Genomic DNA, 13,986 nt, shown 5'->3' with positions numbered 1-13,986 from the left:
GCCTCCGGAGTGGGAGGCGACCGTCAATGGAGCGCACACGCGGTTGCCCCCTCGCCCCGCTTGCGGGGAGAGGGCTAGGGTGAGGGGCAAAGCTACAGATGAGGCGCAAGTCAACTCTTGTCCGTTTTCATCCAACTTTTCTCATACTGCACCCGACGAAAGCCATTCCATGCCTGAAACGCCCAACACCACCGCACGCCTGTTCGAGCCGCAAGGCATCGTCAATCCCCTCGACATTCTCAAACGTATCTACGGCTATTCCGCCTTCCGCGGCCAGCAGCAGGCCGTAATCGAACAGGTGGTGGCGGGCGGTGATGCGGTCGTGCTTTTCCCGACCGGGGCCGGCAAGTCGCTCTGCTTCCAGATACCGGCGCTATGCCGCAAGGGCGTCGGCATCGTCGTCTCGCCGCTGATTGCCCTGATGCGCGATCAGGTGGAGGCGCTGAAGCAGCTTGGCATTCGCGCTGCCGGGCTCAACTCTTCCCTGACCCGCGACGAGGCGATCGCCGTCCGTCGTGCGCTTGCGGCGGATGAACTGGACCTGCTCTACGTCACGCCGGAGCGTGCTGTCACCGACGGCTTCGCCGAGATGATCGGCGACATGGACATCGCGCTCTTCGCCATCGACGAGGCACATTGCGTCTCCCAGTGGGGACACGATTTTCGACCCGAGTATCGCGGCCTTGATTGCCTTGCGTCGCGTTTTCCCGGCGTGCCGCGCATTGCGCTGACGGCCACCGCCGACCACCATACGCGCGACGACATCATCGAGCGGCTGGCGCTTGGCGGCGCGCGGGTGTTCACCTCGAGCTTCGACCGGCCGAACATCGCCTACGAGATCGTCGAACGCGACCAGCCGCGCCAGCAGCTGTTGCGCTTCCTGTCGCGCTTCAAGGATTCGAGCGGCATCGTCTATTGCCTGTCGCGCGCCAAGGTCGAGGACACGGCCGAGTGGCTGAGCGAGCAAGGCATCCGTGCGCTTCCCTATCACGCCGGCATGGATCGGGCTTTGCGCGATCGTCATCAGGACGCTTTCCTGAAGGAGGAAAATCTCTGCCTGGTGGCGACCGTCGCCTTTGGGATGGGGATCGACAAGCCGGACGTGCGTTTTGTCGCGCATCTCGACCTGCCGGGCTCGGTCGAGGCCTATTACCAGGAGACGGGAAGGGCAGGGCGCGACGGGCTGCCATCGGAAGTCTGGATGGCCTATGGCATGGCAGACGTCATCCAACGGCGGCGCATGATAGACGAGGGCGGGGCGCCCGACGAGATCAAGCGCATCGAGCGATCCAAGCTCAATTCCCTGCTGGCGATCTGCGAGACGGCCGGCTGCCGGCGCCAGGCGATCCTCGCGCATTTCGGCGAGGCGCATTCCGGCCGCTGCAGCCACTGCGATACCTGCCTGAAGCCGGTCGAGACCTGGGACGGCACGGAAGCGGCGATCAAGGCGCTCGCTGCTGTCTACCGGACCGGCGAGCGGTTCGGCACCGGTCATGTCATCGACGTGCTGATGGGAACCGTCAACGAGAAGACCGAGCGCTTCGGTCATGTCGACATGCCGGTCTTCGGTGCCGGCAAGGACTTGCCGGCGCGCACGTGGCAATCGGTTTTCCGCCAATTGCTGGCCACGGGCCTGATCACGGTGGATCACGCCGCCTTTGGTGCCATGAAGCTCGAACCGGAGGCACGCGCCGTCTTCAAGCGCGAGCGGCAGGTGTTCTTCCGCAAGGATCGGCCCAGTTCCGGCAAGGCGGCCCGCGGCCAGAAATCGACATCGGCCCGCGAGCGCTCGGAATTGGCCGGCTCCGATCTCGAGCTTTTCGAGAAGCTGCGGGCGGAGCGGTTTTCGATCGCGAAGGAATTGAACGTCCCCCCCTATGTGGTCTTCCCGGACACGACCCTGATCGCGCTCGCCAAGCAGCGACCCCGCGATTTCGACGACCTCCTCGACATACCCGGCATCGGCGAAAGCAAGCGGGAACGTTATGGCGAGGCCTTTCTGACGGTGATCGATTCTTTTGAGGACGGCGGCTGACCCAAGAACGCCGGCATTCCTAGCATGGACGCGCCAGCAGCGCCGCGTCGGCGGCGCGGAAGGCGCTTGAATCCGGCGCGTTTCACCTCAACAATGCAGCGAGAATTTGCTGTTCGTCGTTAGCCGTCGTGCTATTTGTCTAGACAAACTCCTTTGCTCGAAAGCGACCAGCCATGACCTCTGCTTTCCTTTCCTACCTCAGTTCGGAACTCGACGGCCTGAAAACGGCCGGGCTCTACAAGTCGGAGCGCGTCATCACCTCGAAGCAGGCGGGCGAGATCCAAGTGGCGTCCGGCGAAAGAGTTCTGAACTTCTGTGCCAACAACTATCTCGGCCTCGCCGACAACGAGGAGCTTGCCGAGGCGGGCAAAAAGGCGCTCGACCGCTACGGCTACGGCATGGCCTCGGTGCGCTTCATATGCGGCACCCAGGAGGAGCACAAGCAACTCGAGGCGCGCATCTCCGCCTTTCTCGGCATGGAGGATACGATCCTCTATTCCTCCTGCTTCGATGCCAATGGCGGGCTGTTCGAGACGCTGCTCGGCGAGGAAGACGCCATCATCTCGGATGCCTTGAACCACGCCTCGATCATCGACGGCGTTCGGCTCTCCAAGGCAAAGCGGTTCCGCTACGCCAACAACGACATGGCGGCGCTGGAAGAGGAGTTGAAGAAGGCCGAGGGCAGCCGCTTCAAGCTGATCGCCACCGACGGCGTCTTCTCGATGGACGGCATCATCGCCAATCTCGAGGGCGTCTGCGATCTGGCGGAGAAATACGGCGCGATGGTCATGGTCGACGACAGCCATGCGGTCGGCTTCGTCGGCAAGCATGGCCGCGGCTCGGTGGAGCATTGCGGCGTCGAAGGTCGGGTCGACATCATCACCGGCACGCTCGGCAAGGCGCTCGGCGGCGCTTCGGGCGGTTACACCTCGGCCAGGGCCGAGGTCGTCGAGTGGCTGCGCCAGCGCTCGCGGCCCTATCTCTTCTCCAATACGCTTGCTCCGGTGATTGCTGCCGCCTCGCTCAAGGTCTTTGAACTGATCGACAACGGCGATCACCTGCGCGAACGGCTTTACGCGAATGCGGCGCTCTTCCGGGCCGAGATGTCGAAGCTCGGCTTTACGCTGGCCGGCGAGGGGCACCCGATCATTCCCGTGATGCTTGGCGATGCCGCCTTGGCCCAGGAGATGGCGGCCCGCATGCTCCAAAAGGGCGTCTACGTCATCGGCTTTTCCTTTCCGGTCGTGCCGAGAGGACAGGCGCGCATACGCACCCAGATGTCGGCGGCGCACAGCGAGGCGGATGTGCGTCGTGCGATCGCGGTGTTTGCGGAGGTGGGGCGCGAGCTGGGCGTGATTTGAGTGGGCTTTGCCCCTCTCCTCGGGTTTAACCCGAGGAGAGGGGCAAAGCTGCGTGAGACGCGGAGGAGTGATCTTGCAATGACCAACATGATGAAGGCGCTGGTCAAGACGAAGCCGGAGGTCGGGCTCTGGATGGAACGCGTGCCGGTACCTGAGGTCGGGCCGAACGATGTGCTGATCCGCGTCAAGAAATCGGCGATCTGCGGCACCGACGTCCATATCTGGAACTGGGACCAGTGGGCGCAGAAGACCATTCCGGTGCCGATGGTCGTCGGTCACGAGTTCATGGGCGAGATCGCCGAGGTCGGCTCGGCGGTCACCAAGCACCATGTCGGCGAACGGGTTTCCGGCGAGGGCCATATCGTCTGCGGCAAGTGCCGCAACTGCCGGGCGGGCAGGGGGCACCTCTGCCGCAACACGCTCGGGGTCGGCGTCAACCGGCCGGGCTCCTTCGCCGAATTCGTCTGCCTGCCGGAATATAATGTCGTGACGATCCCCGACGACGTGCCGGACGAGATCGCCGCGATCTTCGATCCTTTCGGTAATGCCGTGCACACGGCACTCTCCTTCGATCTGGTCGGCGAGGATGTTCTGGTCACCGGCGCCGGGCCGATCGGCATCATGGGTGCCTTGGTCGCCAAGCGCTCGGGGGCCCGCAAGGTGGTGATCACCGACATCAACCCGGTGCGCCTCGATCTCGCCCGCAAGCTTGGCATCGACCATGTCGTCGACGCCTCGAAAGAGAACCTCGCCGATGTGATGCGATCGATCGGCATGACCGAGGGGTTCGATGTCGGACTCGAAATGTCGGGTGCGGCACCCGCTTTCCGCGACATGATCGACAAGATGAACAATGGCGGCAAGATCGCCATCCTCGGCATTGCACCGGCCGGCTTCGAGATCGACTGGAACAAGGTGATCTTCAAGATGCTCAACTTGAAGGGCATCTACGGCCGTGAAATGTTCGAGACCTGGTACAAGATGATCGCCTTCGTCCAGGGCGGACTCGATCTTGCGCCGGTCATCACCCACCGGATCGGCATCGATGCGTTCCGCGACGGTTTCGAGGCTATGCGCTCCGGCAATTCCGGCAAGGTTGTGATGGATTGGATTTAAGGCGAACCTGCTCACGCCGCCTCGCTCAGGCCATTATTGGTGCATATAGGCCCCCGCCGGAAAACGTGCGGCCCCGGAAAACGTGCGGCCCTTGTCTTTTGGCAGGTCGCACCTACATCTTGAGCGAAAGCTGATAGACAGCGCAAATACCCGCTGATCGGCCTTTTTTGCCGATTTGGGCGGTTTTCCACCGGAAACGCTTGACGGGATCGAAAATTCTGGGAATCACCATTTCAAGCAGAAATGGCGACATGATACGGCGGATAGGAACTCATGCCAGGGACGATTCAGTGGCAGGACTGTCGAAGCTTGCCCGCTCAACCGCGATCGCTGTCGTGGTTAATCAGGAATTAAACATCATCCCGTTACGTCAGGGGAAATGAGTCGGTGGCGGGTGCGCGGCGCGCCCGAACCCCCGAGCGGTATTGGGCACCGGCGCACGCCGGTTGCGACAAGGAAAGCGACGAATAAATGGCAACAAAAGTCAAAGAAAACGAAGAAGCAGACGTTGAACGCGAAGGCACTCCGGACGGTCCGCTTCTCGATCTTTCCGACGACGCTGTCAAGAAGATGATCAAGGCCGCCAAGAAGCGCGGCTATGTGACGATGGACGAACTCAATTCCGTCCTGCCTTCCGAGGAAGTCACCTCCGAGCAGATCGAAGACACGATGGCCATGCTCTCCGACATGGGCATCAACGTCATCGAGGACGAGGAAGCCGAGGAAGCGGCCGGCGGCGACGACGAGGACAGCAGCGACGACGGAGAGAGCGAGGGCGGCGAACTCGCGACGGTCAGCGGCACCGCGCTTGCGACCGGCAAGAAGAAAGAACCGACAGACCGTACCGACGACCCGGTGCGCATGTATCTGCGCGAAATGGGCTCGGTCGAGCTGCTCTCCCGCGAAGGCGAAATCGCCATCGCCAAGCGCATCGAGGCCGGCCGCGAAACGATGATCGCCGGTCTCTGCGAGAGCCCGCTCACCTTCCAGGCGCTGATCATCTGGCGCGACGAATTGAACGAGGGCCAGACGCTGCTGCGTGAGATCATCGATCTCGAGACCACCTATTCCGGCCCTGAGGCCAAGGCGGCGCCGCAGTTCCAGAGCCCGGAAAAGATCGAGGCCGACCGCAAGGCGGCCGAGGAGAAGGAAAAGACCCGCAAGTCGCGCGTGGCGGCCAATGACGACGACATCACCAATGTCGGCGGTGAAGGCCAGCCGGTCGAGGAAGAGGAAGAGGACGACGACGAGTCCAACCTGTCGCTCGCCGCGATGGAAGCGGAACTGCGCCCGCAGGTGATGGAAACGCTCGACATCATCGCCGAGACCTACAAGAAGCTCCGCAAGCTGCAGGACCAGCAGGTGGAAGCGCGGCTCGCCGCGACCGGCACGCTGTCGCCGGCCCAGGAGCGCCGCTACAAGGAGCTGAAGGACGAGCTGATCAAGGCGGTGAAGTCGCTGTCGCTCAATCAGAACCGCATCGACGCACTGGTCGAGCAGCTTTACGACATCTCCAAGCGGCTGATGCAGAACGAGGGGCGGCTGCTGCGCCTTGCCGAATCCTACGGCGTCAAGCGCGACTCCTTCCTCGAACAGTATTCCGGCGCCGAACTCGATCCGAACTGGATGAAGTCGATCAGCAATCTCGCCGGCAAGGGCTGGAAGGAATTTGCCAGGGCCGAGAACCAGACGATCCGCGACATCCGCCAGGAGATTCAGAATCTCGCCACCGAGACCGGCATTTCCATCGCCGAGTTCCGCCGCATCGTCTCGATGGTGCAGAAGGGCGAGCGCGAGGCGCGCATCGCCAAGAAGGAAATGGTCGAGGCGAACCTGCGTCTCGTCATCTCCATCGCCAAGAAGTACACGAACCGCGGCCTGCAGTTCCTGGATCTCATCCAGGAAGGCAATATCGGCCTGATGAAGGCGGTCGACAAGTTCGAGTACCGCCGCGGCTACAAGTTCTCGACCTATGCAACCTGGTGGATCCGGCAGGCGATCACCCGCTCGATCGCCGACCAGGCCCGCACCATCCGCATCCCGGTGCACATGATCGAGACGATCAACAAGATCGTCCGTACTTCGCGCCAGATGCTGCACGAGATCGGCCGCGAGCCGACGCCGGAGGAACTGGCCGAAAAGCTCGCCATGCCGCTCGAGAAGGTGCGCAAGGTTCTGAAGATCGCCAAGGAACCGATCTCGCTCGAAACCCCCGTGGGCGACGAGGAGGATTCCCATCTCGGCGATTTCATCGAGGACAAGAACGCATTGCTGCCGATCGACGCGGCGATCCAGGCAAACCTCCGCGAGACGACGACGCGCGTCCTCGCCTCGCTGACGCCGCGCGAGGAACGCGTGCTGCGCATGCGCTTCGGCATCGGCATGAACACCGACCATACGCTCGAGGAAGTCGGCCAGCAGTTCTCGGTGACCCGCGAACGCATCCGCCAGATCGAGGCGAAGGCGCTGAGAAAGCTCAAGCACCCGAGCCGTTCGCGCAAGCTGCGCTCGTTCCTGGACAGCTGAACTCAGGCCGAGACTTTTGTGAAAACCATCAAGGCCGGGCGCCAAACGCCCGGCCTTTTTATGTCGACCGCCTGGGTAGCCCTGCGGGATGGGGGTGAACGCGGCTGAACTTGTTCGGTTCAAAGCGCGGGATTATACTTCGCAGCTTGCAGCGAAAGGGGGCACTGGTTGCAGTGCGAGAGGAGTAGTTGCACCGCAGGCGTCCACCGTGCCGTAGAGCGCCGGACCTCGAATGCGCGAGAGCGCTCTAGCCTTTTCTTGAAACGGAGCATCTTGGACGCTCTTATTCGAGGGCGGGGTGCTCCTTCGGGAGGTGTGAGATGACCACTTACGTCGTGCTCCTCAATTGGACCGATCAGGGTATCAAGTCCGTGCGTGAGTCGCCGAAACGGCTGGATGCGGCCAGAAAAGTGCTTGAGGAAATGGGCGGTTCCTTCAAGGATTTCTACCTCACCATGGGTGAATATGACATGGTCGCAATCTGCGAGGCGCCGGACGATGCGGTTGCCGCGCGGTTTTCGCTGACCCTTGGCACCTACGGCAATGTACGCACCCGCACGTTGAAGGCTTTCCCCGAGGCTGCCTATCGCGAACTGATCGGCACGCTCGGCTAGAGGGCTTGGCTTCCGGCTCGGAGCGTTCCTTCCAGGGTCGCCCCTCATCCCGCTGCCACGACCTTCTCCCCGCAAGCGGGGCGAAGGGACGCGCGGCGCCGCCTCAGTCCCCTCTCCCCGTCAAAACGGGAGAGGGTCAGTCCTCGGGTTAAACCCGAGGAGAGGGGCAATCGCGCACACTTGGGTAGAACGGCGCCGCGGGAAGCCTTGCGGAAACCCCGTCGAAGCTGACGCCGCTTATCTGCCAAACATCGATTCTCCAGCAATGTTGGAGGCGGCGGTCGGCGATCCAGCCGAGCAAAGGCGCACGGCGCTGTAGGTGCCGGCCCAGTCGTTCAACTTCGCTTCAATACCGTTCCTTAACATTTACGCTTTATCAATCTCTCGCATATGAGAGGTTCCGCGATGCGTTGCGTTTTTGTCGTCGTCCTCCTGTTGCTGGCCGGCTGCGGAACGGTGCCGAGAGATACCCGGAACGCCTGCGCGGTTTTCGAGCAGAAAGACGGCCTTTTCAACAATTGGCGCCGGGCCGCCTATGCGGCGGAGCGCGAATATGGCGTGCCAGTGCCGGTGCTGATGGCGACGATCTATACGGAGTCCGGCTTCCGCCACAATGCACGGCCGCCGCGCACCAAGCTCTTCGGCTTCATTCCCTGGACGCGGATCTCGACGGCTTACGGCTACTCGCAGGCGCTCGACGGCACCTGGGCCCGCTATCAGGCCGAAACCGGGCGTTGGATGGCGCGCCGCACGGACTTCGAAGACGCGATCCGCTTCATCGCCTGGTACCACAGTCAAAGCCACCAGCAGAACGGCATCGCCCTCAACGACCCCTATCGGCTCTACATTGCCTACTATCACGGCCACGGCGGCTATGCGCGCGGCAATTGGAGCGATACGGCGAAGACGGGCGCCAAGCGCGCCAGCAACGTCGCCGCGCTCTACGCGCGCCAACTGCAGGGCTGCGGCGGGTGAGGGCTCGTCAAGCCTGTTGATGGAGCGGTCGCCCGCCCCTTAGATCACGATGACTTGGGTCTGATCGACCCAAAGTCATGAACGTGATCGTTGCTAAAAGGTAGAGCGGGACGCGGGCGGAAAACCGCGCACACTTTTCCTCACCCCGCTCTAAAAAATCGCCTCGGCGTGTCGGAACCTTTCCGCCCCGGTCGTCCTTTGTTGTCTTTCAACGGAGGAGACGGACAATGACTTATGTGGATGGTTTTCTGGTGGCGCTGCCGAAGCAAAACATCGAGGCCTACAAGGATCTGGCCCGCAAGGCCGGTGAGGTCTGGAAGGAACACGGTGCCCTGAATTACGTCGAATGCCTGGGCGACGACGTTCCCTATGGCGAACTCACCTCCTTTCCGCGCGCGGTGCAGGCCAAGGAGGACGAGACGGTCGTCTTCTCGTGGGTCGTCTACCGGTCGCGCCAGGACCGCGACGCGATCGTCGCCAAGGTGATGGCGGATCCGCGGCTGCAGGGCGACGAATGGAAATCGATTTTCGACGGCAAACGGATGATCTATGGCGGGTTCGAGAGCTTCCTGGAGCTTTGACCCCTACAGCGCCGCGCGCCTTATCAGGCGCGCAAGGGCCGCCGACTTTGAATCGCTGCATGCCTTCGCCCTTGATTCGAGGTCGATTAAGGGCGAAGGCATGCAGTAGGCTCTACGCAACGCCTGAGCGGTTCTTTCAACCCGGATGAATTCCGCGAATAGAGTTTTTTGGTAACGGGGCCGGCGCAAGCCCATCCAGGACGACAGCAATGCCGCAGACCGTCATGACCATCGCCACCAGAGGGCAGGGGCTCTACGAGTTCACCGGCGAGGCCGCCGATTTCGTGCGGTCGTGCGCGGTCTCGGAGGGGCTTCTCACGGTTTTCGTGCGCCACACCTCCGCCTCGCTCATCATCCAGGAAAACGCCGATCCGGAAGTCCGACGTGACCTGCACGAATTCTTCCGTCGCCTCGTGCCGCCGGCGTCCGATCCCTCGATGGGCTGGATCATCCACAGCGAGGAAGGGCCGGACGACATGCCCGCCCATATCAAGGCGGCCCTGACCCAGGTCTCGCTCGGCGTTCCGGTTATCGACGGGCGCATGGCGCTCGGGACCTGGCAGGGGATCTACCTTTTCGAGCACCGCGATCGCCCGCACCGCCGTGAGATCGTTCTGCATCTCGGCAATTGACGCTGTGCTCCTCTCCGGACTGGCCGATCTGAAGATTGCTGCTGTAGAATGAACGGCATGCTGACTACTGCATGTTTCCTCAAATCGTAGCCGATTCAAGGATAAGAACATGCAGCAATTCTAAGCGCTACAGCGACCTTTGCGCGTCTAAGACGCGCGGCGCCGTAGAGGAGGAGACGATGACGGACGCCCAGACCATTGCCGCTCGCTTCATCGAGGCTGTGAACGACCGGGATTTCGAAACGCTCGCAAGTCTCCTCGACGACGACGTCGCCTTCGATTCGCTGACCGGTCAGCGCACCCTCGGCATCGGGCCGCTCCGGACCTGGGTGATGAGCTATCTGCGCCATTTCGACGAGAGCTTCGGCGACGTCGTGCTGATGCGCGATGCCTTCGGGCAGCGGGTGGCAGCCGACACGACCGCGCGCGGCACCTACCGCGAGACGATGGCCGGCTTCCCGGAGGCGTCGGGCCAAGCCTATGCCGTGCCGAGCGTGTTTATCTTCGAGATCGAGGATGGGCTCATCACCCGGCTTAGCCATTACCGCAACCTGAAATTGTTCGATCGCGAACTGGCCGATTGACCGGCTGCGAAAGAAAGCCACATTTTTTCAAAGCCTTATGACCTCGCTTGTGCGGCCGGAAGGAACGAAACCGTCCTCTTGTCGTTTCCCCTTGAACGGGAAGAGAAAAGCGCGAGCGGTCGTCCGTTCGCGTCCCCGCCTGTGACCTGCCGCAAATCCGGCCGAATCGGCTGTGATTGGCGCGCTGGGGCGGGCCTCATCCTGAACGCCGCATGAATGGAGGGTTCCGGTGTCGTTCAGCTTGTCCGGTCTAGATTTGGATCAATCGATGAGAGAGTGACCGCCAACCCCTTCGCTAAACGGAGAAACGCCATGAGGAAATTTCTTGTTAATGCAGCCGTCGCCGCCGTTGTCGGACTGACCGGCCTTGTCGGCACGACCACCACGGCTTCGGCCGATGCGCTGGTCTTCGAATTCGGCCAGGGCGGCGGTGTTCAATACCGCGACCGTGACTACTATCGCGACGATTGGCGCCGCGACCGCTGGGAACGCCGCGGCCGTTGCGAACCGTGGCTGGCCGTCGACAAGGCACGTGACCGCGGCCTGCGCCGCGCCCATGTCGCCGACGTCTCGCGCCGCCAGGTCGTCGTCCAAGGTCGCCGTCACGGTGACCGCCAGGCGATCATCTTCGCCAATGTGCGTGGCTGCCCGATCATCGGTCGCTGGTAAACCATAGTTCCGCTTCCCCGGCGGATGGAAACGGAGCCCCGCGCCAAGCGTCGGGGCTCTTCTTTTTTGATGTGAAGGAGAGGTGAGCCTCGGGTCTCGGGCTGGAAGATCGAAGCGCCGCACGTCTCTTCAGACGCAGCCAGCCGCTGCTCCTCGGTTGCGACAGCGCGGTGGCTCCTCCGATCCTCATTCCTGTGCTTGTCACAGAAATCCAGCCAGCCCAAGTTCTTGGGCTGAAGAGACTCTTGCGCGCCGTGGATGCGGCGCAGCCCTCATCCGTGACAAGCACAGGGATGAGGGCGAAAGCAGTTGAACGGCGCTACTGGTTGACCGCGAAGGTCACGTTGACGGTGACGTTATAGGCCTGTTCGCCGGTTGCGATCGGCACCTGATCGGCGGCGAATTCCTTGGCCATGCTGCGCATCGGCACCGGCGGCTCTCCGCGCGATGGCTGTTCCGAAAGTTCGATCAGCCGGCCGAGCGAGACGCCGGCCGCTTCGGCCAGCACCCTTGCTTTGTTGATCGCATCGGCAACGGCCGCCTTGCGGGCCTCGGTGATCACGGCGTCCGGCTTGTCGTTGGTAAATTCGATGCCGCCGCCCTGGTTGACGCCGAGCGTGACGGATTGATCGAGGATTTCGCCGAGCTTCGTCAGATCGCGCACGCGCACGCTGACGCCGTTGACGACCTGGTAGCCGACGAGTTCCGGCGGCCGGGCGGTGCCGTCGCTGTTCTGCGGGTAGTTGTATTGCGGCATGATCGAGAAGCCGCTCGTCTGCAGGTCGCGCTCGGCAAGGCCGGACTGTTTTAGCGCCGCCAGCATCTCCGCCATCGCCTTGTTGTTGGCGTCGAGCGCCTCGCGCGCCGTCTTCGCATCCTTGACGACGCTGAGCTGCACGATCGCCATGTCGGGCGCCGTCGTGGCCCGGCCTTCGCCGGAAACCTTGATCAGCGCCTGGCGGCCTCTCGCCGCGTCCGGGCGGCCTTTGCCGTCGGCCCTGCCGGCACCGCTGTCCTGCGCCGCCGCGGCCGCCGCGAAAGCACCGGCAAAGGCAGCGGCAATCGCCGCGACTTGGACCGGGCGGGCAATGCGTGTGGAAATCATGGATGTTTCTCTCCGGTTGTTATCCGCCAAATCCATGCTTATCGATTGTGTAGGCATTGCGGCAATGGCTTGTCGGCAAAAAGGTTTTCCGCTAGAGGCATTCGAGGCCGCGAATTGCCATTGGTTCGCGGCGGCCGGACGACCGGCAGGGCCTGTAGCTCAATGGTTAGAGCCGGCGGCTCATAACCGCTTGGTTGGGGGTTCGAGTCCCTCCGGGCCCACCAACAAACATCTCGGCCGCCATCAACGTCTGAACCCGCCGCCATCAACCTCTGAACTTCAGGGACAAAAAAGACCGCCGCGGGATGGCCGAGGCGGTCAAAAAGACGGACTTGAGATGCGATTTTGCGAGAAAAACCGTCAACTCACAAAGATGTGAATAGCCCGGTCAAACGGTCGGGCGGCACAAAGTTGATAATCAGTCAACGCCTTGAAATTTAATCATAAATGTGCTTGGGTTCCGCTAGGCTTTTTCGGCTCGGCGACGTCCTTCTGCCCCGACGTCTTTGATATCCTCTTCCAGAGAGACGGCCTATTTTCGGAAATTCAAGACGTCGCTTTTGCGAGCGAGTTCTTCAATTTCCTGACGCTTACATGGGCGCAAATGAAGTCATGCATTAGTCCCAACCGCGGGCGCGTATCGCGTGGTCGCGGTTGCTTCAGTCTTCCTTCTTGCCGAGGGCCGAGGTCGCGAGGACTTCCACTGATAGTCAAAGACCTCATATCTAGCCCGGACCACCGTCGGTGCGAAACCCATCCGAACTGGAAAATTTGGACCCCAGGGCATCATGGAGCTTCCTGATTCTGCTTCTCCTGCGCTGCACATCCCACCCCAATTATAGACGTCGTTTCGCTCCCACTCATTCAACCTTCGCACCTTTGTTCCGAAGCAGTTGACACGCTCGTGACGTCTTTCGTCACGGCGAGCATTCTAGTGGGGCCAGACGATGCCGGGCCTAACGGCCGCCAACGAGAATATTCCGCGTCGGCGGGGTATGTGTTGTCGTCGAGGAAATCGTAGACCTGGATTCTCGGCGTCCAGAAGTCGGGTGGCGCAGACAGGAGAGACTTCACGGATCGATCGCGACCAGGATGGCAGTGGTTGGTATCCTGGGTATGACCAGCGGCAACGAATGATGGAAAGAAAGACTTCCGCGTCGCTACTCCCCCTGCGGCAGGAGCGCCAACGACATCTTCAATGGCGAGCATATGGATAGACCTCGACAACACGATTCCGGACGGTGGCCGTCTTGGCCAGGGCGTTCAGCCTATTCGAGCGGTGATGATCAAGGTCCAGGTTTTCATGGTGAACAAAAATAGAACAAACTTCGTGCTTGTCTAGGGGCACCAGCAGATTTTTTCAGCCGAGGAATTGTCCACAAAAGTAGACGGCTTTCCGTAGAGGTAAAAGCTGCCTCGTCTATACATTAGGATGTTCTAATTTTTTGGATGTTGCCGACGCTACCCGAAAAAATAATTCGGCAGCTGTCGTGTCGTCCAAAAGGGCCGGGCGTGTGGTCGAGGGAAAGGCTTGCCAACTTCAGCGGTCGGCGCTCAATATTTTGCCAGGACCAACGAAGCCAGGAGTGAAGGATGGCCAATCGCCTACGCCGCCGACCAAGTAACAACGGGCCGCCCCGTTAGAGGACGACCCGTTGTGTGGAAATCCGTGAGCTTCCTGATTGTTTATCGGGACTGCAGGGCAGGACACCAATAAACCAACCAAAAAACACCAGAACCTAGCAGTTTGAGTGTTGCCGGTTGGATTGGTCCTGTCAACGGATTCCC

General features: G+C 61.6%; 11 protein-coding genes and 1 tRNA gene. 11 read left to right on the top strand and 1 reads right to left on the bottom strand.

The window, feature by feature from the left end; translation table 11 throughout:
- Positions 1-169: 169 nt before the first annotated feature.
- From recQ to NGR_RS22480, 10 genes are all read left to right on the top strand, one after another.
- A complete protein-coding gene (gene recQ, locus NGR_RS22525; RefSeq protein ID WP_164924413.1) occupies positions 170-2,035 on the top strand; it encodes a DNA helicase RecQ in 1,866 nt (621 codons plus the stop codon).
- 173 nt (positions 2,036-2,208) lie between these two features.
- Positions 2,209-3,396 (top strand): glycine C-acetyltransferase, encoded by a 1,188-nt coding sequence (locus tag NGR_RS22520; RefSeq protein ID WP_012708787.1) that lies wholly within the window; start codon positions 2,209-2,211, stop codon positions 3,394-3,396.
- A 78-nt stretch (positions 3,397-3,474) separates the two neighbouring features.
- Entirely contained in the window at positions 3,475-4,512 is a 1,038-nt protein-coding gene (tdh, locus tag NGR_RS22515) for an L-threonine 3-dehydrogenase (RefSeq protein ID WP_012708786.1), read from the top strand.
- A gap of 471 nt (positions 4,513-4,983) precedes the next feature.
- Entirely contained in the window at positions 4,984-7,038 is a 2,055-nt protein-coding gene (rpoD, locus tag NGR_RS22510) for an RNA polymerase sigma factor RpoD (RefSeq protein WP_012708784.1), read from the top strand.
- 320 nt (positions 7,039-7,358) lie between these two features.
- A complete protein-coding gene (locus NGR_RS22505) occupies positions 7,359-7,652 on the top strand; it encodes a GYD domain-containing protein (RefSeq protein ID WP_012708783.1) in 294 nt (97 codons plus the stop codon).
- A gap of 405 nt (positions 7,653-8,057) precedes the next feature.
- Positions 8,058-8,627 (top strand): transglycosylase SLT domain-containing protein, encoded by a 570-nt coding sequence (locus NGR_RS22500; RefSeq protein WP_012708782.1) that lies wholly within the window; start codon positions 8,058-8,060, stop codon positions 8,625-8,627.
- Between the two features lie 227 nt (positions 8,628-8,854).
- Entirely contained in the window at positions 8,855-9,208 is a 354-nt protein-coding gene (locus NGR_RS22495; protein WP_012708781.1) for a DUF1428 domain-containing protein, read from the top strand.
- A gap of 209 nt (positions 9,209-9,417) precedes the next feature.
- Positions 9,418-9,840, top strand: a complete 423-nt coding sequence (locus NGR_RS22490) for a secondary thiamine-phosphate synthase enzyme YjbQ (RefSeq protein ID WP_012708780.1) — start codon at positions 9,418-9,420, stop codon at positions 9,838-9,840.
- A gap of 179 nt (positions 9,841-10,019) precedes the next feature.
- Positions 10,020-10,424 carry a ketosteroid isomerase-related protein gene (locus NGR_RS22485; protein ID WP_012708779.1) on the top strand — a complete coding sequence of 135 codons (405 nt, stop codon included), beginning with the start codon at positions 10,020-10,022 and terminating at the stop codon, positions 10,422-10,424.
- Between the two features lie 312 nt (positions 10,425-10,736).
- Positions 10,737-11,093 (top strand): hypothetical protein, encoded by a 357-nt coding sequence (locus NGR_RS22480; protein WP_012708778.1) that lies wholly within the window; start codon positions 10,737-10,739, stop codon positions 11,091-11,093.
- Positions 11,094-11,412: 319 nt separating this feature from the next.
- Here the strand turns inward: NGR_RS22480 and NGR_RS22475 are convergent, their stop codons facing one another.
- On the bottom strand, positions 11,413-12,198 hold the full coding sequence (locus tag NGR_RS22475; RefSeq protein ID WP_012708777.1) for an SIMPL domain-containing protein: 786 nt from the start codon (positions 12,196-12,198) through the stop codon (positions 11,413-11,415).
- 148 nt (positions 12,199-12,346) lie between these two features.
- On the opposite strand from NGR_RS22475, the gene NGR_RS22470 reads away from it, so the two are divergent.
- A tRNA-Ile gene (locus NGR_RS22470) sits at positions 12,347-12,422 on the top strand.
- Positions 12,423-13,986: the final 1,564 nt, after the last annotated feature.

It is taken from the genome of Sinorhizobium fredii NGR234, from assembly GCF_000018545.1.
Taxonomy (GTDB): Bacteria; Pseudomonadota; Alphaproteobacteria; order Rhizobiales; family Rhizobiaceae; genus Sinorhizobium; species Sinorhizobium fredii_A.
The sequence above is the reverse complement of the archived record's forward strand: the minus strand, read 5'-3'. Positions and strand labels throughout refer to the sequence as shown.

What these genes read in the sequence shown, in the direction of transcription:
- NGR_RS22495 (WP_012708781.1), top strand. Translation starts at nt 8,855, where the DNA reads ATGACTTATGTGGATGGTTTTCTGGTGGCGCTGCCGAAGCAAAACATC.
- NGR_RS22505 (WP_012708783.1), top strand. Translation starts at nt 7,359, where the DNA reads ATGACCACTTACGTCGTGCTCCTCAATTGGACCGATCAGGGTATCAAG.
- NGR_RS22480 (WP_012708778.1), top strand. Translation starts at nt 10,737, where the DNA reads ATGAGGAAATTTCTTGTTAATGCAGCCGTCGCCGCCGTTGTCGGACTG.
- rpoD (WP_012708784.1), top strand. Translation starts at nt 4,984, where the DNA reads ATGGCAACAAAAGTCAAAGAAAACGAAGAAGCAGACGTTGAACGCGAA.
- tdh (WP_012708786.1), top strand. Translation starts at nt 3,475, where the DNA reads ATGACCAACATGATGAAGGCGCTGGTCAAGACGAAGCCGGAGGTCGGG.
- NGR_RS22490 (WP_012708780.1), top strand. Translation starts at nt 9,418, where the DNA reads ATGCCGCAGACCGTCATGACCATCGCCACCAGAGGGCAGGGGCTCTAC.
- NGR_RS22500 (WP_012708782.1), top strand. Translation starts at nt 8,058, where the DNA reads ATGCGTTGCGTTTTTGTCGTCGTCCTCCTGTTGCTGGCCGGCTGCGGA.
- NGR_RS22485 (WP_012708779.1), top strand. Translation starts at nt 10,020, where the DNA reads ATGACGGACGCCCAGACCATTGCCGCTCGCTTCATCGAGGCTGTGAAC.
- NGR_RS22520 (WP_012708787.1), top strand. Translation starts at nt 2,209, where the DNA reads ATGACCTCTGCTTTCCTTTCCTACCTCAGTTCGGAACTCGACGGCCTG.
- recQ (WP_164924413.1), top strand. Translation starts at nt 170, where the DNA reads ATGCCTGAAACGCCCAACACCACCGCACGCCTGTTCGAGCCGCAAGGC.
- NGR_RS22475 (WP_012708777.1), bottom strand. Translation starts at nt 12,198, where the DNA reads ATGATTTCCACACGCATTGCCCGCCCGGTCCAAGTCGCGGCGATTGCC.